28 protein-coding genes are annotated in these 25666 nt (G+C 75.4%); 11 read left to right on the forward strand and 17 right to left on the reverse strand.

Annotated elements, in window-relative coordinates:
* The 4 genes from ACFW6A_RS31225 to ACFW6A_RS31240 all read left to right on the forward strand — a co-directional run.
* Positions 1-192, forward strand: a 192-nt coding sequence (locus ACFW6A_RS31225) for an adenosylhomocysteinase (RefSeq protein WP_386487400.1), incomplete at its 5' end; no start/stop codon positions are given.
* Positions 193-198: 6 nt separating this feature from the next.
* Complete coding sequence (locus ACFW6A_RS31230) at positions 199-873, forward strand: maleylpyruvate isomerase family mycothiol-dependent enzyme (protein ID WP_351851907.1); 675 nt, start codon at positions 199-201, stop codon at positions 871-873.
* A 78-nt stretch (positions 874-951) separates the two neighbouring features.
* Positions 952-1260, forward strand: a complete 309-nt coding sequence (locus ACFW6A_RS31235; RefSeq protein WP_351851904.1) for a DUF2087 domain-containing protein — start codon at positions 952-954, stop codon at positions 1258-1260.
* Positions 1257-1868, forward strand: coding sequence for a LysE family transporter (locus tag ACFW6A_RS31240; protein WP_351851902.1), 612 nt, complete (start codon positions 1257-1259; stop codon positions 1866-1868). The genes ACFW6A_RS31235 and ACFW6A_RS31240 overlap by 4 nt, the downstream gene beginning before the upstream one ends.
* A 30-nt stretch (positions 1869-1898) precedes the next feature.
* On the opposite strand, the gene ACFW6A_RS31245 is transcribed toward ACFW6A_RS31240, so the two are convergent.
* The 12 genes from ACFW6A_RS31245 to ACFW6A_RS31300 all read right to left on the reverse strand — a co-directional run bounded on the left by ACFW6A_RS31245 (position 1899) and on the right by ACFW6A_RS31300 (position 12632).
* The gene (locus ACFW6A_RS31245) at positions 1899-2336 is read right to left on the reverse strand and encodes an NUDIX domain-containing protein (protein ID WP_351851900.1); all 438 of its coding nucleotides are present in this window, start codon (positions 2334-2336) and stop codon (positions 1899-1901) included.
* A 289-nt stretch (positions 2337-2625) separates the two neighbouring features.
* Positions 2626-3759 (reverse strand): FAD-dependent monooxygenase, encoded by a 1134-nt coding sequence (locus ACFW6A_RS31250; RefSeq protein ID WP_386644578.1) that lies wholly within the window; start codon positions 3757-3759, stop codon positions 2626-2628.
* A gap of 61 nt (positions 3760-3820) precedes the next feature.
* A complete protein-coding gene (locus ACFW6A_RS31255; protein ID WP_351851895.1) occupies positions 3821-4387 on the reverse strand; it encodes an ATP/GTP-binding protein in 567 nt (188 codons plus the stop codon).
* 5 nt (positions 4388-4392) lie between these two features.
* Positions 4393-4815: a DUF742 domain-containing protein gene (locus ACFW6A_RS31260; protein ID WP_386483804.1), complete on the reverse strand. Its 423-nt coding sequence runs from the start codon at positions 4813-4815 to the stop codon at positions 4393-4395.
* The gene (locus tag ACFW6A_RS31265; RefSeq protein WP_351851890.1) at positions 4812-5252 is read right to left on the reverse strand and encodes a roadblock/LC7 domain-containing protein; all 441 of its coding nucleotides are present in this window, start codon (positions 5250-5252) and stop codon (positions 4812-4814) included. The genes ACFW6A_RS31260 and ACFW6A_RS31265 overlap by 4 nt, the downstream gene beginning before the upstream one ends.
* Positions 5249-7948: a nitrate- and nitrite sensing domain-containing protein gene (locus tag ACFW6A_RS31270; RefSeq protein WP_386644581.1), complete on the reverse strand. Its 2700-nt coding sequence runs from the start codon at positions 7946-7948 to the stop codon at positions 5249-5251. The genes ACFW6A_RS31265 and ACFW6A_RS31270 overlap by 4 nt, the downstream gene beginning before the upstream one ends.
* Before the next feature lie 163 nt (positions 7949-8111).
* Entirely contained in the window at positions 8112-8783 is a 672-nt protein-coding gene (locus ACFW6A_RS31275) for a TetR/AcrR family transcriptional regulator (RefSeq protein ID WP_351851884.1), read from the reverse strand.
* Positions 8784-8925: 142 nt separating this feature from the next.
* Positions 8926-9429 (reverse strand): cupin domain-containing protein, encoded by a 504-nt coding sequence (locus ACFW6A_RS31280; protein WP_386644584.1) that lies wholly within the window; start codon positions 9427-9429, stop codon positions 8926-8928.
* Between the two features lie 54 nt (positions 9430-9483).
* Entirely contained in the window at positions 9484-10647 is a 1164-nt protein-coding gene (locus ACFW6A_RS31285; protein ID WP_386644587.1) for an MFS transporter, read from the reverse strand.
* Positions 10648-10838: 191 nt separating this feature from the next.
* On the reverse strand, positions 10839-11144 hold the full coding sequence (locus tag ACFW6A_RS31290) for a hypothetical protein (protein ID WP_351851875.1): 306 nt from the start codon (positions 11142-11144) through the stop codon (positions 10839-10841).
* Between the two features lie 23 nt (positions 11145-11167).
* Positions 11168-11332, reverse strand: a complete 165-nt coding sequence (locus ACFW6A_RS31295; protein ID WP_351851873.1) for a hypothetical protein — start codon at positions 11330-11332, stop codon at positions 11168-11170.
* A 64-nt stretch (positions 11333-11396) separates the two neighbouring features.
* Positions 11397-12632, reverse strand: coding sequence for a serine hydrolase domain-containing protein (locus ACFW6A_RS31300; protein ID WP_386644590.1), 1236 nt, complete (start codon positions 12630-12632; stop codon positions 11397-11399).
* A gap of 463 nt (positions 12633-13095) precedes the next feature.
* On the opposite strand from ACFW6A_RS31300, the gene ACFW6A_RS31305 reads away from it, so the two are divergent.
* Entirely contained in the window at positions 13096-13734 is a 639-nt protein-coding gene (locus tag ACFW6A_RS31305; protein WP_351851867.1) for a histidine phosphatase family protein, read from the forward strand.
* 37 nt (positions 13735-13771) lie between these two features.
* Here the strand turns inward: ACFW6A_RS31305 and ACFW6A_RS31310 are convergent, their stop codons facing one another.
* Positions 13772-14515 carry a PIG-L deacetylase family protein gene (locus ACFW6A_RS31310; protein WP_351851864.1) on the reverse strand — a complete coding sequence of 248 codons (744 nt, stop codon included), beginning with the start codon at positions 14513-14515 and terminating at the stop codon, positions 13772-13774.
* Between the two features lie 178 nt (positions 14516-14693).
* On the opposite strand from ACFW6A_RS31310, the gene asnB reads away from it, so the two are divergent.
* The 6 genes from asnB to ACFW6A_RS31340 all read left to right on the forward strand — a co-directional run bounded on the left by asnB (position 14694) and on the right by ACFW6A_RS31340 (position 21766).
* A complete protein-coding gene (gene asnB, locus ACFW6A_RS31315) occupies positions 14694-16532 on the forward strand; it encodes an asparagine synthase (glutamine-hydrolyzing) (protein WP_351851861.1) in 1839 nt (612 codons plus the stop codon).
* Positions 16519-17397 (forward strand): hypothetical protein, encoded by an 879-nt coding sequence (locus tag ACFW6A_RS31320; RefSeq protein ID WP_386477982.1) that lies wholly within the window; start codon positions 16519-16521, stop codon positions 17395-17397. The genes asnB and ACFW6A_RS31320 overlap by 14 nt, the downstream gene beginning before the upstream one ends.
* Before the next feature lie 96 nt (positions 17398-17493).
* The gene (locus ACFW6A_RS31325; protein WP_351110412.1) at positions 17494-18240 is read left to right on the forward strand and encodes an SDR family oxidoreductase; all 747 of its coding nucleotides are present in this window, start codon (positions 17494-17496) and stop codon (positions 18238-18240) included.
* A 39-nt stretch (positions 18241-18279) separates the two neighbouring features.
* The gene (locus ACFW6A_RS31330; protein ID WP_351851855.1) at positions 18280-19845 is read left to right on the forward strand and encodes a class I tRNA ligase family protein; all 1566 of its coding nucleotides are present in this window, start codon (positions 18280-18282) and stop codon (positions 19843-19845) included.
* 170 nt (positions 19846-20015) lie between these two features.
* A complete protein-coding gene (mshA, locus tag ACFW6A_RS31335; protein WP_386644633.1) occupies positions 20016-21335 on the forward strand; it encodes a D-inositol-3-phosphate glycosyltransferase in 1320 nt (439 codons plus the stop codon).
* Positions 21336-21562: 227 nt separating this feature from the next.
* Positions 21563-21766: a hypothetical protein gene (locus ACFW6A_RS31340; protein ID WP_351851852.1), complete on the forward strand. Its 204-nt coding sequence runs from the start codon at positions 21563-21565 to the stop codon at positions 21764-21766.
* A 67-nt stretch (positions 21767-21833) separates the two neighbouring features.
* On the opposite strand, the gene ACFW6A_RS31345 is transcribed toward ACFW6A_RS31340, so the two are convergent.
* From ACFW6A_RS31345 to ACFW6A_RS31360, 4 genes are all read right to left on the reverse strand, one after another.
* Positions 21834-22886, reverse strand: a complete 1053-nt coding sequence (locus tag ACFW6A_RS31345; protein WP_351851849.1) for a helix-turn-helix domain-containing protein — start codon at positions 22884-22886, stop codon at positions 21834-21836.
* Between the two features lie 49 nt (positions 22887-22935).
* Positions 22936-23979: a helix-turn-helix domain-containing protein gene (locus tag ACFW6A_RS31350; RefSeq protein WP_351851847.1), complete on the reverse strand. Its 1044-nt coding sequence runs from the start codon at positions 23977-23979 to the stop codon at positions 22936-22938.
* Between the two features lie 116 nt (positions 23980-24095).
* Positions 24096-24521: a transcriptional repressor gene (locus tag ACFW6A_RS31355; protein ID WP_351851845.1), complete on the reverse strand. Its 426-nt coding sequence runs from the start codon at positions 24519-24521 to the stop codon at positions 24096-24098.
* 67 nt (positions 24522-24588) lie between these two features.
* Complete coding sequence (locus ACFW6A_RS31360; RefSeq protein WP_351851842.1) at positions 24589-25539, reverse strand: class I SAM-dependent methyltransferase; 951 nt, start codon at positions 25537-25539, stop codon at positions 24589-24591.
* Positions 25540-25666 lie beyond the last annotated feature (127 nt).

The following is a 25666-nucleotide window of genomic DNA, read 5'->3' on the forward strand; positions in this document are numbered from 1 at the left end:
ATCGAGCTGTTCACGAAGCCGGAGCAGTACCCGACCGACGTGTACACGCTGCCCAAGCACCTGGACGAGAAGGTCGCCCGTCTCCACCTCGACGCGCTGGGCGTGAAGCTGACGACCCTCCGCCCGGAGCAGGCCGCCTACATCGGCGTCAAGGTCGAGGGCCCGTACAAGCCCGACCACTACCGCTACTGAGCCCGCATGTGTACCGACTGTCTTCCCGCCGGCCGGGACCCCTGGCTGCCCGACCGGCTCCTGCGGACGGAACGGGACCTGCTGATGCCGCTCCTGCGCCGCACCCCCGAGGAGGCGTACGAGCTGCGCACCGCCTGCCCCGGCTGGACCGCGCGCCAGGTCCTCGCGCACTGCGGCGCGGCGCTGGTCCGGATCGTGGAAGGGCGCCTGGAGGAAGGCGTCTTCCTCCCCGAGGCCAACGCCTGCGACGTGGCCGAACGCGAGGACTGGCCGCTCGGCCGGATCCTCGACGAGCTGGAGCGCGGACTCACCGAGGCGGGCCCGGTGATCGCCGGGCACGAGGACGGGCGGCTCGACGCGGTCGCCCTCGGGGAGTGGGTGCACGCCGGGGACGTCCGGGAGGCCTTCGGCGAACCCGGCGCCTACTGCGGCGAGGCCCTCTCCCTCGCCCTCCCCCTGCTCTCCGTCACCAGCCGGAAGCGGGAGACCCCGCGGCTGGTCGGCCGGCTCGCCGACCACGCGGGGGAGGTGGCCCTCGGCAACGAGATCGAGGGCCGCCCGCCCGCCGTCTTCGACGGCGACGCGGCCACCCTCATCCGCATCTACGCGGGCCGCCCCCTGGTCCGCACCCGCTACGCCCTCACGGGCGCGACCGAGGAGGAGCTCCTGATCTACCGCTGAGCCCCGGCGCCCCGCACCCGGGGCCGCCGGGCGAAAACCCTTTGCGGGCACGGGGGCGGGGCGGCCACCCTTCCCCCCATGAGCCATCCTTCCCCCCGCCCCGTGGCGGACCTGTTCTCCGCCGAGGGGCGCCTCGTCGCGATCCCGCGCCGGCAGGCCCGCCGCGAGGCGCTCCTCGCGCACCTCGCCGAGACCCTCTTCGACCTCGGCCGCCTCTACCGCGAGGCCGAGGTCGACGAAGCGCTGAAGACCGTCCACGACGACTACCCGGCGCTGCGCCGCCACCTCGTCGTCGGCGGCCACCTGGCCCGGACGAGGGACGGCGCGGCCTACCACCGACAGCGCACGGCCCCGGCCCCCGGAGGTGCGGCCCCCGCCGTCGCGTGACGTCCGCGGCGGTGGCCGGCCTGCTGGCCGGCTACGGCATCGCGATCCCGGTGGGCGCCGTCGGCGCGCACCTGGTGGCGGTCGCCGCCCGCAGCCCGTGGCGCACGGGAGCGGGCGCGGCGCTCGGCATCGCGGCGGCGGACGGCGCGTACGCCCTGGTCGCGGTCGCCGGCGGGTCCGCCCTGGTCCCGCTCCTCGCGCCGGTGGCGACGCCCCTGCGCTGGGCGTCCGCCCTCGTCCTGCTGGCCCTCGCGGCGGCCTCGGCCCGTACGGCGCTGCGCGCGCACCGCGCCGGGATCCCGCCGGAGCGACGGCCGGTGACGGCCCCGCACCGCGCCTTCTGGACCTTCCTCGGCATCACGGTCCTCAACCCGATGACGGTTCTCTACTTCACGGCCCTCGTCCTCGGCGGCCACGTCACGACGGGCCCGGCCGAGGCGGCCGTCTTCGTCGCCGCGGCCTTCGCCGCCTCGGCGAGCTGGCAGCTCCTCCTGGCCGCCACCGGCACCCTCCTCGGCCACGCCCTGACCGCCCCCCGCCCCCGGCTCCTCACGAACCTGGCGTCGAGCACCCTGATCGCGGTCCTGGCGGTGGGGCTGGTGGTGTGAGCCCTTGAGGGAGGGGGCTTCGCCGGAGGCTCAGAGCGACGCCTCGACTCCGGGCCCTCCGGCGCCGAAGGTTTCCCGCAGGACGTGGGCGATCTCCTCGGGCTTGAGGTCGATGCCGTCGAGCCCCTCCGCGGTCAGCGGAATCTCCTCCAGCGCGTACGCGCCGCGGCCTTCGGCGCTGAACTCGGGGCCGGTGCGGTCGTCGAAGGACCAGGTGGCGATGCGGGCGAGGTAGAAGAGCTGGCGCTCGTCGTCGGACTCCATCGTGTGGAGGAGGCGGACGATGTCGGCCTTCCCCGCGATCTCCTCGTGGATCTCGCGGTGGAGGGCCGCCTCGCGGGACGCGTCGCCGGGTTCGACGCCGCCGCCGGGCAGGACCCAGTACGCGGGGATGCCGGGCCGGGTGCGGCGGATGACCAGCATCGTGTCGTCGGGGGTGACGAGGACAGCGCGGACTCGTTCGATCATTCCGGTTGTTCTCCCTGCTCGTCGAGAATCCCAGTGGAGCAGCCGGCCGCCGTCGACCTGGACGGACCGCCCCGTGACGAACGAGGCGGAGGGGCCCACGAGGCACGCCACCAGGGCGTCCGCCCGGTCGAGGTCCGGGCAGCACTCCGGGACGTGCGGGTCCGCCCGCGGCGGTACGACGGTGTCCCGGAGGCTCAGGAGTTCCGCGAACGGGCGATGCGTACCGCGGCCCGATCTGCCGTTCGGAGGTTTCGCACGGCACCGGACCGCCGGCCGGCGGGTGCGGATCCTAGTACGGCCGGGCCAGGACGTGGGCGGCGCCCGGGATGCCGATCTCGAGGAGTTCGTCCTCCTCGCGGGTCGTGGGGGTGCCCGTCTCCTGCTTGAGGACCGCGCGGGACAGTGCCTGCACCCACAGGGCGCGGGGGCGGCGGCGGGCCTCCCAGGCGGCGAGGGCGGCGGGGACGGTCTCCTCGTCGCGCAGCGAGTCGGCGAGGACGAGGGCGTCCTCGACGGCCATCGCCGCGCCCTGGGCGAGGTGCGGGGTGGAGGCGTGGGCGGCGTCTCCGGCGAGGACGACCCGGCCGACGTGCCACGGGTCCTCGACGGTCACCTGCGAGATGCGGGTGTAGACGACGGACGCCGGGTCGGTGACGGAGGCGAGCGCCTCGGCGACCGGGCCGGAGAACATCGCGAGCCGCTTGGCCAGCTCCTCGTGGGCGGTGTCGGGGCCGGGGCGGAAGGACTCGTCCTCGGCGAAGACCGCGCCCAGGTACATGAGGTCGTCGGTGATGGGGGTGAGGAGGGCCTTCGCCTCGGGGCCGGCCATGCACATCACGACGCCCTTCACCCGGGGGAGGCGGGGGACGGTGACGCGCCAGTTGGCGAAGCCGGTGTACTCGGGGGTGTGGCGGTCGCCGTAGAGGCGGGTGCGGAGCGGGGAGCCGATGCCGTCGAAGCCGGCGACGAGGTCCCAGCGGCCGGCGGAGCCGTCGGTGAGGGTGACGTCGACGCCGTCGCCGTCGTCGGTGAGGGTCTCGACGGTCGCGCCGTACCGGAGGGTGGCGCCGGCCTCGCGGGCGGCGTCGGCGAGCAGCCGGGCGAGCGCGGGGCGGGGGATGCCGTTGGCGGGCGGGGCGCCGTCCATGCGGGGCTGCGGGATCTCGGCGCGCGGGGTGCCGGCGGGGTCGGCGATGGTGAGGATCTCCCACTCGAAGCCGGCCGCGAGGCAGGCGTCGAGGAGGCCGGCCTCGCGCATCACGTGCAGGGCGTTGGAGGGCTGGATGATGCCGACGCCGAGCGCGTCCGGCGCCTCGCGGACCTCGACGACCTCCACGGTGTGGCCGCGGCGGGCGAGCAGCGTGGCGAGGGTGAGCCCGCCTATGCCGCCGCCGTGGACGAGGACGCGCAGGGGGGTTGTCATCTCGGGTGCCTCCAGGGGCTGGTGCGTACGGAAGGAGGAGGTGGGGGGCGGGTTCGGGCGGTCAGGCCGGGGCCGGGAGGCTCATCAGGTGGTCGACGAGGGCGAGGAGGGCGTCCTTGCCGAAGGCGCGCTGCCGGACGTCGCCGATGAGCAGCGGCACGTGCGGGTCGAGGTCGAGCGCGGCCCGGATCTCCTCCGCGGTGCGGGTGTTGTGCCCGTGGAAGCAGTTGATGGCGACGACGAAGGGGATCGCGCGGCTCTCGAAGAAGTCGATGGACGCGAAGCTCGTCTCCAGGCGGCGGGTGTCGGCGATGACGATGCCGCCGAGGGCGCCCTGGACCAGGTCGTTCCACATGAACCAGAAGCGTTCCTGGCCGGGGGTGCCGAAGAGGTAGACGACCAGTTCGTCGCTGACGGTGATGCGGCCGAAGTCCAGGGCGACGGTGGTCGTTTCCTTGGCGCCGACGCCGGCGAGGTCGTCCACGCCGACGCTGGCGGTGGTGAGGTACTCCTCGGTGCGCAGCGGGGTGACCTCGCTGACCGCGCCGACGAGGGTGGTCTTGCCGACGCCGAAGCCGCCGGCGACGAGGATCTTGACGGCGGCGGGGGCCGTGGCGGGGCTGGTCATGGGTGTCAGAGTCTCCGGATTCCGTCACGGACGGCGGCCAGCAGGTCGTGGCGGGCGCCGCCGGCGGCCCGGGCCATCGAGAGCGGGGCCCGGGCGGTGAGCAGGCCGAGGCCCACGAGGTCGCCCAGCAGGATCTTGGCCACCGATACGGGCAGGCCGAGGGCGGCGGCGACCTCCGCGACGGCCAGGGGGCGGCGGCAGCGGTCGAGGATCAGCCGGTGCTCGGGCTGGAGCCGCTGGGGGCGGAGCGGCCGGCCGAACTCGTCGAGGGGCTCCTCGACGGTGGTGATCACCGTGATGAGGGTGAAGTCGTCGCGTTCGGGCGCGGTCCGGCCGCGGGTGACGGTGTAGGGGCGGACCATGGTGCCCGCGGCGTCGTCCTCGTAGCCCTCGTGGTCGCCGGGGGCGTCCTCGTACCCGCTGGTCATCCGCGGGGACCGGGTGCGCTGCCGAAGGCGTCGAACTCGGAGCGGGCGGGCGTGCCGAGCTTCTGGCCGACCTGCTGGACGAGGTTGTGCATGGCGAGCGACATGACCTCCGCGTCGACCTCCTGGGAGGCGACGACGGCGAGGTGGGTGCCCTGGCCGGCGGAGACGATGAAGAGCCACAGCTCGGAGAGTTCGACGATGACCTGGTGCACGGCGCCGCCGTCGAAGAGCTGGCCGACGCCGCGGGCCAGGCTCTGCTGGCCGGTGCAGATCGCGGCGAGGCGCTCGGCGGAGGCCCGGTCGAGGGAGCGGGAGTGGCTGACGACGAGGCCGTCGTCGGAGAGCAGGACGGCGCTGCGGGTCTCGGCCACGGACTCCACCAGTCCGTCGAGCAGCCAGTCCAGCTCCTGATGGGTGGCGGTGGTGCGGGTGGTCATGACCAGTCTTCTCTCGTGGAGGGGGCGGGGGAGGGGTCGGCCTGGGCGCGGGCCGCGCGGGACCGGCGCTGGAAGGCGCCGATCGTCGCTCCCGCGCGGCGGGGCGCGGGCCGCAGCAGCGGGTCGGTCCGCCAGTCCGGCGGGGGAGCGGTCGGGGTCCTGGACGCGGCCGGGTCGACCCGCAGCTCGTCGACGAGGCTCGCCTGCCGCACCCGGCGCGGCAGCGGCGCCGAGTCCGGGTGCGTCGGGCCGGCGGGGGCGGGCGCGGCGAGCACGGGGGCGGGCGCGGCGGGGTACGGCTCGGGGGCGGGCGCGGGTACGGCTCCGGGCGCGTGCGGTGGCGCGTACGGCTCCGGCGCGGGCGGACCGGCGTACGGCTCGGCGTACGGCGCGGGGAAGGGTTCGATGACGGGCGGCGCGGCGTACGGCTCCGGGTGCGGTTCCGCGTACGGATCGGGGGAGGCCTCGGGGAAGGGCCGTCCCTGCGGTTCGGGGAACGGGCTTCCCTGCGGCTCCGCGTGCGGGAGCGGCGGCTCGTCCGGGCGGGTGTGGTGGTGCTGTCCCGTGACCTCGGCGAGGGCCCGGCCCCGGCCGCGGCTGGGCAGCGGGGCCTCCTCGTGCCCGGGGCCCGCCGGTCCGGCGGGGGCGGGCGGTTCGGCCGGGAGCGGCAGCGGGGTGACGCCCTGCGGGGCGGCGGGCGCGGCCTCCCCGGGGCCGGCGAGGAGCTCGTGCGGGACGAGGACGACGGCGCGGGTGCCGCCGTAGGCGGAGGAGCGGAACTCGACCCGGAGGCCGTACTGGGCGGCCAGGCGGGAGACGACGTGGAGGCCGAGGCGGATGTCCTCGGTGCGGGCGAGGAGGTCCATCCGCGGCGGACGGGCCATCAGCTCGTTGAGTTCCGCGAGCTGTTCCTCCTCCATGCCGAGGCCCCGGTCCTCGACCTCGACGGCGAGGCCGCGGCTGACGTGGGCGGCCCGGATCTCGACGGGGCTGGGCGGCCGGGAGAAGGAGAGGGCGTTCTCGATCAGCTCGGCGAGGACGTGGGTGACGGGGCCGACGGCGCGCGGCGCGAGCCAGGGGCTGCCGTCGAGGTCGAGCACGACCCGCCGGTAGTCCTGCACCTCGCCCTGGGCGGAGCGCATGACGTCGAGCAGCGGCACGGGCCGGCGCCAGCGGCGGTGCGGGGAGCCGCCGGCGAGGATGACCAGGTTCTCCTCGTACCGGCGCAGGCGCGCGGTGAGGTGGTCGAGGTCGAAGAGGTCCTCCAGGAGCCGGGGGTCCTCGTGCCGGTGCTCCAGGTCGTCGAGCTTCTTCAGCTGCTGGCCGATGAGCTGCTGGGTGCGGCGGGCGATCCGCTGGAGCAGCCGCTCGAAGCCGCGGTGCTGGTCGGACTGGCGGACGGCGGCTTCGAGGGCGCTGGTGCGGGCGAGGTTCAGGGCATCGCCGAGGCGGGTGAGTTCGTCGTCGGCGTGGTCGTCCTCGTCCTGCCGGATGCGCTGCACCTCGGCCTCGACGTCGATGCGTTCGCCCTGGCCGAGCCGTTCGACGATGTCGGGGAGGCTGCGCTCCAGCGCCTCGGCCTGCTCGCGCAGCCGGTCGATGCGGCGGCGCAGGGTGCGGGTGAGGCGCCAGGTGACGGTGATGACGGCGACGATGGCGAGCAGGCCGATGAGGGTGGTGAGCGCCATCCGCAGCAGCAGCGACATGACGGTGCCCTTGCCCTCCTCGACGACGAGGGCGGTGCGGTGCTGGAGCAGGGCCTCGACGCGGTCGTCGAGGGCGTCGACGGACGTGCGCCAGGTCCTCTCGTCGGCGGTGAGGGGCACGGAGCCGGTGGAGCCGGTCCGGCCGGGGGCGAGGATCGCGTTCTCGGCGGCGGTCTTCGCCTTCCACTCCGGGCTGTCGACGATCGCGTCCCACAGGGCCTTCTCGTCGGCCGGGAGGTAGGGCACCACGGCGGCGGAGTAGGTGGGCTGCTGGGCGGAGACGACCTGCCGGAACTCGGCGAACTCGCGGGCGCTCAGGCTCTTGTCGGCCCAGCCGCGGGCGAGCAGGGCGTCCGAGCGGGAGATCATCTCCTTGACCCGGAAGAGGTCGACGAGCGGCTGCGACAGGGTGGTGATGCGCCCGTTGTCGACGTGGCTGAGGGCGGCGAAGAGGTCGAGGTCGACGGCGATCAGGTCGGTGTAGTAGTCGTACACGGCCTGCTGCTGGTCGTCGTCGCCGCCGTCGACGAGGGAGCGCTGGGCGTCGAGCCGGGCGATGGCCGCGCGGGCCCCGGCCACGGCGTCCAGGACCTCCTGGGGGGCGCCGTCCTCGGAGACGTCGGAGAGGGTCTGGAACTGCCGGACGGCCTCGTCGGTCCGCCCCCGCTGCTCCTTGAGCGCGGCGGCGGCGCCGGAGCGCCCGGCCAGGACCTCGGCGCTCAGGCGCCGTTCCTCCTGGAGGCTGTAGTAGACGAGGTTGGACGGCTGGCCCGCCTTCTCGGCGAGCAGGCCCTGGCCGGCCTGGCGCTGGAAGTCGAGGAAGACCTGCCCGCTGGTGACGGCCCACAGGGCGATCAGCGCGAGGGCGGGGACGAAGGCGATGACGAGCAGGGTCCGGCCCAGGGAGGGGGAGGACGCTCTGCGGGTCCGCTCGGATATGCGCTTGCGCAGGGCATGCTCCTCGACCGGGAACGGATGTGACCGTTCCAACACCACACCTACATCGACGCGTGCATATTAGTCACCTCTCGATCACAATCGATCGGGAGGTATGCGGAATACACCATTCCTGCATATCAATTGATGTGGGATCAGACAGAACGCCCTTCCGGGCCGTCCGTCCGGGCTGTCCTTCCGGGCCGTACGTCCGGGCTCAGGCGCCGGTGGCGTACCGCGCCAGGAACAGGTCGACTCCCGAGCCGATCGTCCGCTCCAGCTCGGCCTCCTCGATCTCCGCCTCCGGGGAGAAGGTCCGCACCAGCTGCGGTACCCCGACCGTCGCCGCGACCAGCTGCTGCACCGCCAGCTTCGGGTCCGGCACGTCGAGGACGCCGCGCGCGGTCAGCTCGGTGAACGCCTCGACCAGCGGCCCGTTGTTCATGTCGTAGCTGACGCGGTACCAGAGCTGCCCCAGCTGCGGGAAGCGGTCTATCTCGCCGATCACGAGCCGCCGCAGCGACATGATGTCCGGGCGCAGCAGGATCCGCGCCCAGTCCGTGGTCAGCCGCACCAGCGCCGAGCGCAGGTCGGGGGCGGCGGCGATGGTCGAGTTCGCCGGCTCCAGGTCCGCGTACGTCTTCGGCAGCACGCCGCCGACGACGGCGAGGAACAGCCGCTCCTTGCTGCCGAAGTGCTTGTAGATCGTCGCCTTCGACACCCCGGACCGGGCCGTGATCGCGTCCATCGACGCCGCCGAGTACCCCTCCGCCAGGAACTCCGTCAGGGCGGCGTCGATGATGGCCTGCCGCTTGCGGGAGGCCGCGTCGGCGGGGTCGGGGATGACCGGGATCCCGTACTCGTCGAGGACGTCCTTGCCGGCTGCCATGGGTGCGTCCTCGGGGTCGGGGATCGGGCGGGTGTCGGAGGGGCCAGTATATGAACTGAACGGTTCGGTCCGTAAAGAAGCGGCGGGGTCGGTTCCGTTTCCGCTCGGTTCCGGTTCCGCTCGGGTCCGGTTCCGGTTCCGCTCAGACGAAGAAGCTGTCGTGCTTCACGAGGAACGCGGCCCGCTCCTCGTCGCTGAGCCCCGCCAGTCCGCCGACCTGCTCGAAGTACTCCTCGCGGGGCGCGCCCGGCGCGAACAGCATCAGCATCGACGCCGGTTCGCCGGACTCGTTCCGGAAGGCGTGCAGCCCGCCGACGGGCACGTAGAGGTGGTCGCCGGAGCGGGCGTCCACCCACCGCTCGCCGTCGAAGAGCCGGATGGTCCCGGAGAGCACGAAGAAGGCCTCGGACATCGCCTTGTGGAAGTGGGTGCTCGGCCCGGCCGACTCGGGGCCCATGTCGACCCGGTAGAGGCCGTACTCGCCCTGGGTGGACAGGGTGGTGGAGAGGTAGTGGTACGCGGCGGGCGCGGCGCCCGTGGCGACGAAGTCCGGCGGGGTGTCGGCGGACCGGTAGCGGGCGCTGATCTCGCCGTGCTCGCCGGTGTAGCGGACGGCGGGGTACGCGCGGGGGTCGGGGTACGACATCGGGGCTCCTGTGGAGAAGGCGGGTGGGGCGCGGTGGGCGCGGGGGACGGCGGGTCAGACGAGGGCCGCGGCGAGCGCCGGGCCGGCGGCGACGCCGGTGAGGAACGCGAGGTTGAACAGGCCGACGGCGGAGTCGCGCAGGGACTCCGGCAGCCCGGCGGCGGAGGCGCCGGTGAGCAGCCCCTGGCCGCCGGCCGTGGCGAGCGAGCCGACGGCGGAACCGAGCAGGACGAGCCAGGCCCAGGGTCCGACGGCGGCGAGGGCGACGGCGAGGACGCCCCCGGCGGCGAGCAGCGCCCGCACCCGCGCCGTCCCCAGCCGGGGGCCCAGCCGCACGAGGCCCCACGACGCCAGCGCTCCGGCCAGTGCGGCCAGCGCGGCGTACGCCCCGATCGGCACCGGACCCCAGCCGGTCAGGGCGGCGACGCGCACGGGGCCGGCGTACATGAGACCGAAGTTCACGGTGGAGAGGGCGAGCATCAGTCCGGCGGCGGCCAGGAAGGGGGCGGAGCCGAGGATCCTCGGGACCCCTCCACCGCCGCGCTCGGCGGTCCCCGCCGCCCGCACGGTCTCCTCCGCCGTCTCCGCCGCCCCTGTCGTCTCCGCCGTCTCCGGGGCCTTCGCGCCGGCGGGCCGGGCGGCCGTCGCGTCGCGCAGCACCGGGACGAGCGCGGCGAGGCTCAGGAGGGGGAGGACGAGTGCCGCCCGCCAGTCGACGGCCGAGGCCACCGCCGCGCCGCCGAAGAGCCCGGCCGTGCCGCCCGCGGCGCTGCCGATCGCGACGAGCCCGGCGGACCGGCCGCTGCCGTCCCGGCCGGCGAGCTGGAAGGCGGCGACGTTGAAGCCCGCCGCCCCGGCCGCCAGCAGGGCCCGCCCGGCGAGGGCGCCGGCGAAGCCGGGCGCGACGGCGACGGTCACCGCCCCGGCGAGGACGAGGGCCGCCGCGACGCGCAGCGTCCCGCCGGGCCCCCGGCGCCGTCCTGCGGCGGTGAGCAGCGGCGTACCGGCGGCCATGCCGATTCCGAACACGGTCAGGAGCCAGGCCGCCGCTCCCACGGACACCCCGAGCGAGGCGGCGGCCTGGGGCACGACGAGCGCCGGCCCGGAGACCCCGGCGGCGGCCGGCGCGGCGAGTCCGGCGAGCAGTAACCCGCGTCTTCGTTCCGCCACTTGGGCGGCCCGAGGGCGGGGAGGGGAGAGGGCGGGTGTCGTCGTCATGCGGCGAGAGAACTACACCGTTCGGTTCACTGTCAAGACTGAACTGTTCGGTTGACGTACTGAACGGTTCGGTTTAGTTTCGTCGTCGCACCGTCGACGTCCCCGCAGCCGCGCCGGCCGACGGCCCGTCGTCCAGGGGGACTTCCCCGGGTGAACCGCTCGGGGGCTCCTCCGGGAGCTGCCCACCGCGCTCAGGACGAAGACCGGGTCCCGAGCCCGACCGCCGTCACGGCCACGGCCGCCGCGGTGAGGGCGGTGCCTGCGGCCATCACGCCGCACCGCGACCGCCAGGACAGGGCCGACCAGCGGGACTCCGCCGAGAGGAGGGAGCCGAGGCTGGCCCAGGAGCCCACGGAGAGGACGGACGCGGCCGAGCCGACCGAGCCGACGGAGAGGAAGGAGCCGACCGAGCCGATCGACAGCGTCGAGCCGACCGAGCCGATCGACAGGAACGAGTTCCGGGAGCAGAGGGACCAGCGGGAACCGTCAGCGCTCATGCCCCGATCGTAGGGGCGGCCGCCTATCCGGCGCAGGCCGGCAGGAACTCCAGGCCCTCCGGCGTGCCGAAGCGGACCACGGCGAGGTACGCCTCCGGATAGTCGCAGCCGACCTCGGTCCACCGCAGCGCGAAGAACGTCCAGACGGCGAACCCCGCGAGCAGCCACCAGCCCCAGCCCTTTGACATGTACGGCCCGTACCCGCCGGGCCGCCGGAGGAACCGGTTCCCCCGGCGGCCCTTCGCGGGAGGGTCAGCCGCGCGGGGTGACCGAGCCCGCGTAGACGTTCTCCGGCGTGACGATCCCGGTGACCGCGCGGGCCACCAGGGTGGAGGGCTCCTGGCCGCCGCTGAGGGAGTCGGTGTTGAGCATCAGGACGAGGGTGGCCTTCCTGGCGGGGAGGTACACGGTGACCGTCTCGTACCCGGGCAGCGAGCCGTTGTGGCCGATCCAGCCGTTCGTGTTCAGGATGCCGAGGCCGTAGGAGGTGCCGGGGAAGCCGGTCGGGAGGGTCCTGAGGCGCTGCGCCTGGGTGGCCGGGTCGAGGAGTTCGCCGGTGGCCAGGACCCGGGCCCAGCGGCGCAGGTCGTCGAGGTCGGAGATCATCGCGCCGGCCGCCCACGCCCAGCTCGGGTTCCAGTCGGTCGCGTCGGCGACGGCGCCCGTGAGGGTCTGGTCGGTGTAGCCGCGCGGGTGCGGCCGCGGGAACTCCGCGCCCTCGGGGAGGAAGGAGTGCCGCAGTCCGGCCGGGCGGATCACCCGCTCGTGCAGGACCTCCGCGAGCGGCCGGCCGGTGACCTTCTCGACGACCAGGCCGAGCAGGACGAGGTTGGAGTTGGAGTACTGGAAGGCCGCGCCCGGCCGGAAGGTGTTGGCGTGCCGGTAGCCGTACGACACCGCCTCCCACGGGTTGAACGGCCGCTCCGGCGCGCTCAGCAGGTCGTGCGTGAAGTCGGGGTCGGCGGTGTACGGGAACAGTCCGCTGCGCATCCCGGCCAGCTGCCGCAGGGTGATCCGGTGCCCGTTCGGCACCCCGCGGACGTAGTCGTCGATCGGGTCGTCGAGCCCGGCCTTCCCCTCGTCGACGAGCCGGAGCAGGGCGGTGACGGTGAACGTCTTCGTCTCGCTGCCGATCCGGACGAAGCCGCCGGGGGACATCGGCTCGCCGGTCCTCTTGTCCGCGACCCCGGTGGCCCGGACGTAGCAGCCCTTCCCCGGCATCCAGAGGCCGACGACGAGCCCGGGGATCCCGGCCTCCCGCCGGACCTTCTCGACGGTCGTGTCGAGGCGCGAGGCGAGCGCCGGCGGAAGGCTGCTGCCGCCGTCCCCGTCCGCGCAGGCGCCGTCGCCGTGCCGGTCGGCGCCGGCGAGGGGCACGGGGGCGGGTCCGGGCGCCGCCGAGGCCGGGAGCGCGGCGGGCGCGAGGGCGGCGGCCGCGAGGAGCAGGGCGGCGGCGAGGAGCCGGCGGCGGGGGGTGGTGCGTCGCATGGGGGAGCGCCTTCCGGGATGCGGGGGCGTCGGGCCCGCGGGCCCCTGGGGGCCGGGGCCGCGTGACGTGGGCGTACGGGCGCTGCCAGATCAGCACCGGCACCCGCGCCGGTGCCCGGCCCGCCGGCGGGACCGCCTCCGAGTCCACTCGTTCGGCGCCGCCGACCCCTTGCCGCCCACCCCCGGTCGGCCCAGCGGCCGGTCGGCCCAGCGCCCGGGCGGGCGTCACGACCGGGCCCCGGCGGCGGGACCGCCGGCACCCGTGGGCCGCCGGCGCGCCCCGACTCGCCCGTGGGCCTCGACGGCGGGTCCGGCCGGCGGGTACGGGGCGCGGTCGCCGGCGGGGCTTCCGTCGCCCCGGGGCCCTGGACCGGCGTGGCCGGGCCCCCGGCGTGGCCGGGCCCCGGCGGGCGGGCCCGTCCGCGCCCGCAACCGGGAGGCCCCGGGAGGCGTCCGTCCTGGCATGACCGGCACAGACGGCACCACGATGGCCGACCGCTACCTCTACGTCACCCGGCACGGCGAGGCCACGCCCGACGAGAGCGGGCTCACGGACGCGGGGCGGCGGCAGGCGGCGCTGCTCGGGGAACGGCTGCGGGGCGTCCCGCTGGCCGCCGTCCACCACGGGCCGCTCGCCCGCGCCGCCGAGACCGCGCGGCTGATCGGCGAGCGGCTCGACGGGGTGCCCGTGCGGCCCGGCGAGGCGGCCGGCGACTACGTCCCGTACGAGCCCTCCCGGGAGGAGCTGCCGGCGGAGGTCGCCGACCCCCTGCTCGGGTTCCTGGCGCAGTTCCCCGCCGAGGAGCGGAAGCGGGGCGCGGAGCTGGCGGCGGAGGCGATGACCCGTTTCACCGGGCCGGTGCCGGGGGACGAGCCGCGCCACGAGCTGCTCGTCACGCACAACTTCCTCGTCGGCTGGCTCGTGCGGGACGCGCTGGACGCGCCGGCCTGGCGGTGGACGGGCCTCAACCACGGGAACGCGGCGCTCACGGTGATCCGTTACGCCCCCGGCCGCCCCCCGGCCCTCCTCGTCTACAACGACACCGCCCACCTCCCCGAGGACCTCCGCTGGACCGGCTTCCCGCCGGCCCTCCGCGTCTGAGTCCGCCGGGTCCGCGCCTTTCCGCGCGGTCCGGGGGTCAGTCGATGTGGACGGTCTGGAAGGCCTCGGCCATGCGGCCCGGGGGGAGGCCCGCCGCCCTGGCGTGCTCGGAGAGCCAGGTGCGGAGGAGGCCCGCGAGGTCGTCGAAGTGGGCCGTCTGGGAGGTGTGGAGGCGCAGCGCCTCCACCTTGCGGTCGAAGACGGGCGTGACGTCGACGTACTGGTTGGGCGTGGGGCCCGTCATGAGCCACAGCTCGTGGACGGTCCACGGCTCCAGGCCCTCCTCCTTGAGGAGCGAGGGGTGCGCGAAGGGGTTGCGCGCCTCGGGGTACAGCGCCCGCAGGCACGCGTCGCCGACGGCCCGGTGGTCGGGGTGGAGGTCGGCGGCGCGGGCCCAGTTGATCTCGGGGGAGGGGATGACGGCCCGCTGCGGCCGCACCTCCCGGATGATCCGGCACAGGTCCCGGCGCAGTTCGACGCAGGGCTCGACGAAGCCGTCGGGGTAGCCGAGGAAGCGGACGTCGGCGACGCCGCTGAGCTTCGCCGAGTGGACCTGTTCGGCGCGCCGCAGGTCCGCCATGGCCTGCCGGGGCAGCAGCGGGTCGTATCCGCCGGCGCCGCCGTCGGTGACGATGCAGTAGGTGACGCGGGTGCCGCGCGCGATCCACTGCATGACGGTGCCGCTGACGCAGAACTCGATGTCGTCCGGGTGCGCGGCCACCACCAGCAGTGATTCCGGCGCGCTGCGGTCGGTGGGGTGGGCGGTCGCCAAGTCCTCCATGCGCCCAGCCTGTTGGCGGCGCGGGGGCGTCGCAAGGCCGATTCGTGGCGTGAACAGGACATGGCACTTACGCGCCATTCAAAAAATTGGTAGATTCAAATCACTGAACTTCTCGCCGAAGTGTGCGCGGCACCGCTCACCGAAGCGCCCACCGAAGTGCCCACTGAACTGCTCCCCGATGGTTTCGGACGACCCGGAGGCGACCGGCATGTGCAGGATCCTCGGCTCCTTCGCCGCGAGCGCGGCCCGCCCCGACCCGGCCGCGCTCGCCTCGGCCTCGGCCCGCCAGCGCCACGGCGGCCCCGACGAACACCGGGTGCTCAGCGGCCCCGGCTGGTCCCTCGGCTGCGACCGGCTCGCCGTCACCGACCCCCGCGGCGGCCGGCAGCCGTACCGCCTGCCCCACCTCCCCGGCGTCCTCGCCGTCCTCAACGGCGAGATCTACAACCACGCCGAGCTGCGCCGCGCCCTCGCCGCCCGCGGCCACCGCTTCCCCGACCGCTGCGACGGCACCCTGCTGCCCGCCCTCTACGCCGAGCACGGGCCCGCCTTCGCCGAACACCTCGACGGCATGTTCGCCGTCGCCGTCCTCGACCTGCGGCCCGGCCGCTCCCAACTCGTCCTGGCCGTCGACGACCTGGGCATGAAGCCGCTCCACCTCCACCACGACCCCGAGGACGGCTCCACCCGCTTCGCCTCCGAGGTCCCCGCGCTCCTGGCCTTCGGCGGCGTGCGCTTCTCCCCGCGCGCCGACTCCCTCGACACCGTCCTCGCCACCCGCACCTCCTTCTCCACCGGCACCGCCCTCGACGGCGTCAGCGTCCTCCCGCCCGGCGCCACCGCCCTCGTCCGGCCCGGCGCCGCGCCCGTCGTCCGGCGCCGGGCGCCGCACCGGACCGCGCCCCTCGGCGACACCCAGGACGTGCTGCGCCGCGAGGTCCGCAGGCTCGCCGACGCCGACGTGCCCGTCTGCGCCGTCACCAGCGGCGGCCTCGACTCCGGACTGGTCACCGCGCTCACCGCCGAACGCGCCCGCGAGACCGACGCGGAGCCGCCGCACACCTTCCACCTCACCTACCGCGGCAACTGGCCCGGCTCCGAGGCCGCCCACGCCCGCTCCGTCGCCCGCCGCGCCCGCACCGTCCACCACGAGATCGCCCTCGACCCCGACGAGCTGCCCTCCCTCCTCACCCGCACCGTCCGCCACCTCGGCCAGCCCAACGCCGACCCCATCGCCCTCTCCACCTACGCCCTCTTCCGCGCCGTCCGGCAGAAGGGCTTCACCGTCGCCCTCACCGGCGACGGCGCCGACGAACTCTTCGGCGGGTACGACCGGATGGCGGCGGCCCTCGCCGCCCCGCCCGGCACGGACTGGGCCGCGGCCTACGCCGACGCGCTCTCCGCCGCCCCCCGCCTCCTGCGCGAGCACCTCTACACCGCCGACTACCGCGCCCACATCGCCGACACGGGCTCCGCCGCCGACCGCGTCGAGCAGGAGCTGCGCTCCGCCGAGGCGGCGGGGGCCGACCGGATCACCGCGACGACGGCCCTGGAGACCCGGTGGCGGCTGCCCGCCTACCACCTGCGGCGCGTGGACCACCTCGCGATGGCCTGGGGCGTCGAGACGCGGCTGCCCTTCTGCCAGCCCGCCGTCGTCGCCCACGCGCGCGCCCTGCCTGCCGCCGCCCGCACCGGCAAGCGGGCCCTGTACGAGGCGGGCGCGGAGCTGCTCCCCGCGGCTGTCCTGCGCCGGCCCAAGCAGCCCTTCACGCTGCCCGTCGAGGCGATGATCGCGCCCGGCGGCCCGCTCCTCGACACCGTCCGCGAACTGCTCTCGCCGGCCCGTCTGGTCCTCGGCGGCAAGGTCCGCGCCGACCGGGTCGCCCGCCTCCTGGCCCGCCAGCTGGACCGCCCCAACCGCCCCGACGCGCAGGCCCTGTGGGCCCTGGCGGTGCACGAACTCTGGACCGAGGTCCACCGCACCCTCCAGGTCCCCGCGAACTATGCGGCCGCCTGACCCCGCCCCCGGCGGCCCCCCGCGCCGCGGCCTGCTGGTGCGGGCCCACGACGCGCCGGGCGAGACGCTCGTCGTCCGCGCCGACGCGCTGCCCGCCGGGACCCTGGGCCTCGCGCCGGAGCTGGCCCGGCTGCCGGCGGGCGGGGCACGGAAGCTCGCCTTCTACGGCGACGACGGGCACGGCGGCCTGCGGTACCGCTTCGTGCAGGTGCTGCCGGGCGGAGGCTTCGACTTCCGCGCGGGGTGCGGGCACTCGCTGCTCGCGTGCGTGGTCGCGGAGGGGCGGCCGGGACCGGTGACCGTCCGCGCGGTCACCACCGGCGACACCGTGCTGTGCGAGCCGGAGCGGGACCCGGGGGCGTACACCCTGCACTTCCTGCGGCCGCCCGACGCCCCCGGCACGCTGCCCACCGGACGCCCCCGCGACCGGCTGCTCGGGGTGCCGGTCAGCCTCGTGTCGTACGGCAACCCCTACGTGTTCGTCGACGCCCGGCACGTCCGCGCGCCCGCCGAGGCGCACCTGCTGGCGCTCCGCGCGGAGGCCGCGCGGCTGCTCGGGCACCCGCCGGGCTCCGCCCTGCCGAAGATCGCCGCGGTCGAGGCCACGCCCACCGGGCTCTCGGTCCGCGCGCTCACCGTCGGCGGCTGGCACCCGCGGCTCGCGCTGACGGGCGCGGCGGCGCTGGCCGCGGCGGGGGCGCTGGACGGGACCGTCGTGCCCCGGGTCGACGGGCCCGTGCGGACCCCGGGCGGCACCGTCACCGTCTCGGCCCGGCCGGGCCGGGTCAGCGTGCACCACAAGCGGGCGACCGTGCTGCGCGCCTGCCCGCTCCCCGGCCGCTGGCGTATCCACGCAACGGCGTGAACGCGCAGCCTTTTCGCAGGTCCCGCGCTTCCTTCCTCTGCCACGCTGAAACGGACCGGCCATTGGCAGCCGTATCCGTGGGGAGAGCAGACGCACATGAAATTCGAGAATCTGCGTGTCGTCGTGACCGGCGCGTCCCGCTCCTTCGGCCGTGCGCTCGCCGTCGGGTTCGCCCATCTCGGGGCGGAGGTCTACGTGTCGGCGCGGACGGTGGAGGCGGCGGAGCGGACCCGCACGGAGGTGATGGGTTCGGCCCGCGACCGCATCCACGCCTTCGGCTGCGACCTCTCCCGGCCCGCCGAGATCCGGGAGTTCGCCGCCCGGGTGGGCGAACGCACCGGCCACGTCGACCTGTTGGTGAACAACGGCGCCCGCTGGCTCGACGGCATGGACCTGGAGGCCGCCGGCGACGCCGAGATCATGGAGACCATCGAGTCCACGGCCGGCGGCACCGTCCTCATGGTCAAGCACTTCCTGCCGCTGCTGCGCGGCTCGCTGCGGCCCGACATCGTGAACATGGTGGCCGTGCGGGACGCGGGGGGCGCCTCCGCGACCGCCGCCGGCGGGGCGCACGAGGCGTTCTGGGCGGCGAAGAGCGCGCAGGCCGGCTTCGCGGACATCCTGGCCCGCCGGCTGCGGCCGTCCGGCGTGCGGGTCTTCTCCCTCTTCCCGCCCGACTTCTCGACCGCCGACCCGCGCTTCGCGGAGTGGGACGGCGTGCGTCCGAGCGGCGCCGACGCCGACGACAAGCTGACCACGCAGGCGCTCTTCGAGTGCATCGTCTACGCCGTCGAGCAGCCCCGCGACTGCTTCATCCGCTCCTTCCACTTCGAGCCCCGCTGACCCCCGGACCCCCTTTCCCGCCACGCTCAGGAGGCTTCCGTGAGCACCCCCGTCTGGATCACCGCGACCCCGCCCGCCACCCACGGCGAACTCCACATCGGCCACCTCGCGGGGCCGTACGTGGCCGCCGACGTCCTGACCAGATACCTGCGGGCCGAGGGCGAGCCCGTCCGGTTCACCACCGGCACCGCCGACCACGCCAGCTCCGTCGAGCTGCGGGCGCGGCAGCTCGGCCGCAAGCCGGAGGAGGTCGCGGAGGGGTACCGGGCCGCGATCACCGCCGACTGGCTGCGCTCCGGCGTCGCCTTCGACCACATCGTCCGGCCCCGCCGCGACAAGGGGTACGGGCGCTGGGTGCGGGACCTCTTCGCGAAGCTGTACGCGGACGGCGTCATCGCCCCGCGGACCCGCCTGCTGCCCTACTGCGAGCCGTGCGAGCGGTGGCTGTACGGCGCGCACGCCACCGGCGCCTGCCCGCACTGCGGGGCGGCCAGCGACGGCGGGATGTGCCACGAGTGCGCGCGGCCCAACGACGGCGGGGACCTCATCGGGGCGCGCTGCGCGCTGTGCGGCACCCCGGCGACGGCCCGCCGCTGCCGCCGGCTCTACATCCCCCTGGAGCCGTTCCGGGAGACGCTCGCCGAGTACTGGGCGGCGGCCGGGCTGCCGCCGCGGCTGGCCGCGCTGTGCGAGTCGCTGGTGGAGGACGGGCTGCCGGACATCGCGGTCGGGCACCCGGCCGAGTGGGGCCTGGAGGTCCCGGTGGAGGGCTTCCCCGAGCACCGGATCGACGGCTGCTTCGAGGCGGCGGCGATGCACCTCTTCGGCCACGGCGCGGCGGGCCCGCTGCCGGCCCGCGCGATCCACTTCTGCGGCTTCGGGCACTCCTTCTGCCACGCGGTGCTGCTGCCGGTGCTGCTGCTGGCGCAGGGCGTGAAGCTGCCGCAGGACTTCAACGTCAACGAGTCCTTCGTGATCGAGGAGGGGGTGCGGGAGGGGAACGTGTGGGCGCTGGACCTGCTCACCGAGTACGGCTCCGACACCCTGCGCCGGCACGTCCTGCAGGCCCGGCCGCTGGGCCGCCGCACGGTCTTCCGGCGGGACCGGCTCGCGGCGGCGCGCCGGGAGCTGGACGAGAACTGGAACAGCTGGCTGTCCCGGCTCTTCGCCGCGGTCCGCGAGGAGTGCGACGGGCTCGCCCCGCAGGCGCTGCCCGGCGGCACGGGCTGGGAGGTCCTGGAGCGTCGGCTGCACCGGGCGGTGGACGACCTGCGCGAGGCGTACGGCCCCGACGCCTTCGACCCGCGCCGGGCGGTGGCCGTCCTCGACGAGATGGTGCGCTCGACGGCCGACTTCGGCCACGTCAACGCGCACGAGCGGTGCCGCCCCACCACCGCCTGCCGCCACCTGCCCGCGCTGGCCGCGCAGCTGGCTGTGGCGTCGGCGCTGACGGCGTGGGCGCGGCCGGTGATGCCGGAGGGCGCGGACCGGCTGGCGGCGGCGCTGCGGGTGGAGCCGGGGCGGGCGGTGGACTGGCACGCGCTGATCCCGCCGCTGCCGGGCACCCGGCTGGCGCCGCCGTCGGGACCGGTCTTCGGCTTCTGAACGGCACTCCCGCCGGACCCGAGCTTCTAACCCACTAAGAAGTCCTCTAGTTCCCTCCGACGAGACGTCCGACCCACCCCAACCCCTCCGCCGCGTGCGCCGGCGCGACCCGCGCGGGGGCACGCGGCTCCCCCTCCCCTCAGGAGCTCCTCGTGTCCCTGCGCGTCGCCATGCTCAGCGTCCACACCTCCCCGCTCCACCAGCCCGGCACCGGGGATGCCGGCGGCATGAACGTCTACATGGTCGAGCTCTCCCGGGCCCTCGCCGAACAGGGCGTGGCCGTCGACCTGTTCACCCGCTGCCAGGACGTCGGCGAGCCCCGGCTCGCCGATCTCGCGCCCGGGGTGCGGGTCCGGCACGTGGTGGCGGGCCCGCGCCGGGCGGTGGCCAAGGAGGCGGTGCCCGGTCTCGTCCTGCCCTTCGCCCTCGGCCTCTTCCGGCACGAGCGGGCCTACGACCTGGTCCACTCGCACTACTGGCTGTCCGGGCAGGCGGGCCGGATCGCCGCCTTCGGCTGGGGCACCCCGCTGGTGCACACCGCGCACACCCTGGCCCTGGTGAAGAACGCCCACCTGGCCGAGGGCGACGCCCCCGAGCCGGAGGCCCGGATCCTCGGCGAGCGGCAGCTGGCGGCGGAGGCCGACCGGCTGATCGCCAACACGGCGGACGAGGCGGAGGCGCTGCGGAGCCTGTACGGGGCGGACGCGGCCCGCACCGAGGTCGTCCGGCCCGGGGTGGACCTGCGGACCTTCGCCCCGGGACCCGGCCGGGACGCGGGACGGGCGGCGGCGCGGGCCCGGCTCGGGCTGCCGGCGGACGCCTTCGTGCCGCTGTACGCGGGGCGGATCCAGCCGCTGAAGGGCCCGGACGTGCTGGTCCGGGCGGTCGCGGAGCTGCTGCGGATGGCGCCGGGGCTGCGCGGCCGGCTGCTCGTGCCGGTGATCGGCGGGCATTCCGGGGCGGGGGAGCAGGGCGTGGTGGCGCGGCTGGCGGCGGAGCTGGGCGTGGCGGACGTGCTGCGGCCCTGCCCGCCGGTGCCGCAGGCGCGGCTCGCGGAGTGGTTCCGGGCGGCGGACGTGCTGGTGGTGCCGTCCCGGAGCGAGTCGTTCGGCCTGGTGGCGGCGGAGGCGCAGGCGTGCGGGACGCCGGTGCTGGCCTCGGCGGTGGGCGGACTGCCGACGGCGGTGTGGGAGGGGGTGACGGGCCTGCTGGTGCGGGGGCACGACCCGGTGGAGTACGCCCGGCGGCTGCTGTGGCTGGCCCGGCATCCGCGGGCGCGGGCGACGATGGGGGCGGCGGCGGTCGGGCACGCCCGGGGGATGAGCTGGCGGGGTTCCGCGGCGCGGACGGTCGAGGTCTACGAGGACGCGCTGGCGGCCCGGGGGGCGGCGCGGGCGGCGGGTCCGCGGGTGGGGCAAGGGCGGCGGCACGCCCCTGCCCCGGCGGCCCCTCTCTCCTGGAGGAACGAGAAGGCCGTCGCACGAGTCTAGCATCTCTTTTGGTCCGACCAAAGGTTAGGGGCGGTACGGACCGGCCAATTCCGTTGATTCGGCGGCCGATTGACGCACACACGCCATGGCGGGTCCACGCATCGGAGAACCGTGGATTCACCAACGGGGCCTCGACAGAATGGAGTTGTCTTCAGGGAGAGCCCGGCGGCACGGGCCCCCGGAAGCGCGCACCAGCCCATTCGACCGTTCCGAATCCTGGAGGAACCATGTCCGTCGAGAAGAACTCCGGAATGCAGAAGACCGCCCGCCAGTTCCTGGTCGCCCTCACCGCGTGTCTCGCGGTCGGCGCCGGCGCCGCCTTCGCGGTCGCCCCCGGCGGGGCCCCGGAATCCCCGGTCCAGCACGCCGGCGTCACCGTCGACTGGCCGCACAGCACGGCGACCGCCACCCCCGCCCCGCCGGTGAACTGAAAGGCCCCCTGAGGGAATCCGCCGAAGCCCCGTGATCGCTGCCACGATCACGGGGCTTTCCGCGCGCTCAGTCGAGCCAGCCGAGCCGCACCGCGCGCACGCCCGCCTCGAACCGGCTCGACGCCCCCAGTTCCTGCATGAGCTCCGAGAGCATGCGGCTCACCGTCCGCAGCGACACCCCGAGGTTCCGGGCGATCTTCTCGTCCTTCATTCCGTCCGCGAGCATCTGGAGCGCCGCCCGCTGCTGCTCGGACAGGCCGTCGCCGCCCCGCTCGGGCGCCACGTCGTCGCCGTACGGGGTGGCCGTGTGCCAGCAGTGCTCGTACAGGCTCAGGAAGGAGCCGACGAGGAGCGGGCCGCGGGCCAGGATCGCGCCCCGGCCGGGCTCCTCGGGGTGCAGCGGCACCAGGGCGTACTGCTGGTCCACCAGGACCATCGTCATGGGGAGTTCGGGCGCGATCCGCACCTCGACGCCCAGCTCGGCGCGGCGCTTGATCACGGCCGCGGCCTCCGGCCGCACGGCGTCCTGGACGCGGTAGGCGGCCCGCAGCCGTATCCCCTGGGAGAGCTGGCGCGCGTCCCGCTCGAAGATCCGCTCGGGGACCTGGCGGCCCGGGCCCGTGGGGTACATCGAACAGGACGCCTCCTGGGTGACGTCGACGATGTCCTCCAGGGCCTGCTGGATCCGCCGGTAGTCGGTGATCGCCTCGACGGCGATCTCGGAGCCGGACAGCGAGCCGGGCCGGAGGAAGGCCCCGGCCAGCGTCTCCAGGGTGCTGTACGCCTGGTCGGCCTCGGCCAGGTGCTCGCGGAGCCGGGCCCGCTCGCGGTTGAGGATCCGCAGCAGCGCGATCTCCGGGTGCACCGACGCGACGGCGCCCTCCTCGGGCCGCCAGTCGGCGTTGCGCAGGTCGGCGGCGGTGGCGTGCCGGCTGGTGGTCGGGACGATCAGGCCGAGGGAGAGCAGTTCGGCCCGACATCGCTCGTACTCCTCCGGCGCGAGCCCTAAGCCGGCGGCCACCTCGGTGTAGTTCGACACCCCGCGACGGCGCAGCTCCTGGTAGAGCGTCACCAGCAGCCCGGTCCTGCCGTCCTCCGTGCCGCCGTCCGTGGTGACCATGGCGAACTTCCCCCTCGTCGTCGCGAATCGACCGTGCGGACCGTTCAGGCTACGCGGTGTGCCGCGGTGTCCCGAGGCCCTCGGGAGCGCCCTCGCCGTCCAGCAGGCCCAGCCGGGCCGCCTTCACGCCCGCCTCGAAGCGGCTGGCCGCGCCGAGTTCGTGCATCACCTCGGAGATGAGCCGGCTCACCGTGCGCAGCGACACCCCCAGGGTCCGCGCCACCTGCTCGTCCTTGATGCCCGAGGCGAGCATCCGCAGCACGGTCCGGTGCTGCTCGGTCAGCCCGTCGCCGTCCTGCCCGTCGGCCTCCCGCCGGTCGCCGTACGGGGTCGCGGCCTGCCAGCAGTAGGCGTACAGCGCGCGGTAGACGCGCACCAGGCCGGGGCCGCGGGCCAGGATCGCGGGGGAGCCGGGGTCGCGGGGGTCCGTCGGCAGCAGGGCGAAGGAGTCGTCGGCGAGGACCATGTTCATGGGGACGACGGGGGAGAGGCGGATCTCGGTGCCGAGGGCGGTCCGGGCCGCGAGGTGCTGGCCCATCTCCGGGACCTGGCCGAGCCGGGCGCTGTACATGGCCTGGACGCGGACCCCGCGGGCCACCCGCTCGCGGTCCCGGTCCAGCTCCAGGGCCATCTCCTCGCGCCGGACCGAGCCGGTGGCCATGGAGTGGACGGAGCTCCGGGCGGTCTTCGTCAGGTCGTCGAGCGCGCGCCGGATCCGCTCCGGGTCGTCGACGATCTCGACCTCGACGTCGGAGCCGGGTTCGGCGCGGGCCCGCAGGAACGGTCCGGCGAGGGTCTCCAGGGCGGTGTGCGCGCGGCTGGTCTCGGCGAGCCTGCTCTCCAGCCGGTCCCGCTCGTGCCGCAGCAGTCCGAGCAGGGCCACGTCCGGGGCGATGACCAGCGGGGCCGGCGCGCTCGTGTCGATCAGGCCGAGGGCGGTCAACTCGGCCCGGGCCCGGTCCCGTTCGGCATCGGTGAGGTCCAGCGCGCGGGCCGCCTCGTCGAGCGGGGCGCCCGGGGCGGCGCGGAGGGCCTGGTAGAGGGCGAGGGCCTGCTCGCCTCCTGTACGTACTCCGGCGGCGTTCTTGGACACGGCGGCAGCAGACTCCCCTCGGATCGCGCGGATCCCGTTGAAAAACGCCCCGGCAGACCCTGCCACACATTCGAACGCTCCGCACGAGGTTCACGGACGAAGCCGCACGAGCGGGATCAGGCGGGCTCTTCCGCGCAATCGGGGCACAGCCCCTTGAAGACCAGCTCGGTCTCGTCGGTCCGCCAGCCGGGCAGAGCTCCGCGCGGCGGCGCGGGCGCGGCCGTCTCGACGTTCTCCACCCGGCCGCAGCGCACGCACAGGGCGTGCTGGTGACGGGGGCCGGAGATCTCGAAGACGGCCGGCAGGCCGGGGCGGTCGAACTTGCCGACCAGGCCGGTCTCCTGGAAGTGCCGCAGCATCTCGTAGACGGCCTGGCTGGTGAGCGAGCCCAGCCGCTCGCGGGCGGTCGCGGTGATCGCCTCGACGTCGAGGTGACCGCCGGCGGCGAGCACCGAAAGGACCTCCAGGCGCGGCCCGGTGACCCGCAGGCCCACGTCCCGCAGGCGCTGGATCACCGCCTCGCGGCCCGTCAGCTCTTCCACGACTGCCCTCTTCTCCGGCCGCCGCCCGGTCGCGCCCCGGCCGGCCGCCGGGCTCCGTCTGGTCGGCTCAAACTTTTGTGGGCATCGTACCTCTTGCCCGTCCGCCCCGACAGGCGGCGGCCGGCCGGTCGTCCGCGCGGCAGACCAGCAGCACCGACTCCGTGCGCTCGTCGATGCGCTGTCGCCGCCGGCCCTCGACGCGCAGCCCCGCGGAGTGGAGTTCGTCCGCCAGCCGCTCCTGGTCCACGATCCACTTGTCGGTGGTCAGCACCGTCCGCTCCGAGGAGAGCTTGCCGGTCCTGGCCGTGTAGTAGGTGATCCGCTCGCTCATCGCCCCCAGGTCGAAGACCTGCCGGGCCACCACCCACTCGTCGATCCCGTCGAACCGCGGCACCTGGAACGCCCAGGTCCGCCGCGGCTCCGCCACCAGCCCCGGCCACAGGTGCGCGGTGTAGTCCAGGGCCAGCGCCCCGCCCGCCTCCAGGTGGTCCGCGACCTCCCGCAGCAGCCCGGGCCGCCGGGCCGGCGGGACCGCCGAGACCATCGCGCCCGCGAGCAGCGCCAGCCGGTAACTCCCGCTCAGCCGCAGCTCGGTGAGGTCCGCGCGGTGCGTCGCCACCAGCCCGGCCACCTGCGGGCCGATCCGCCGGGCCCAGCCTTCGAGGCGCTCCAGTGCCGAGGCGTCCCGGTCCACGGCGTCCACGGCGAAGCCGTGCCGGGCGAAGGGGACGGCGAGCCGCCCCGCGCCGGAGCCGAGGTCCAGGACGGGTCCGCCGGTGGAGCGGGCGAGGCCGAGGTAGCGGACGATGTCCGCGCTGTGCGGGCCGAGCAGGGCGTCGTGCAGCCACACGGAGCCCTCGTCCATCGCGGAGACGGACTCCAGGCCGGGCAGCGCGTCGGGGGCGATCCGCGCCCCGGCCCCGGGCCGGGGCGCCCGCTCCCGGTCGTATCGGGACGGCAGGACCGGCGCGAGCGCTGCGGGCACGGCGGGCAGGGAAGTGCCGCTCGGGGTGTGCATCGCTCCTCCAGGGGCTCGCGCGGTCCATGCCGTCCGGGCGGGGCGCCCGTGCCGCCGGGACCGCGCCGCTGCGCCCATCCTGACCTGCGGAAGGAACCCCGATCCACCGGATCGGGCGGCGTGAACA

This window comes from Streptomyces sp. NPDC058758 (assembly GCF_042746075.1).
Classification (GTDB): domain Bacteria; phylum Actinomycetota; class Actinomycetes; order Streptomycetales; family Streptomycetaceae; genus Streptomyces.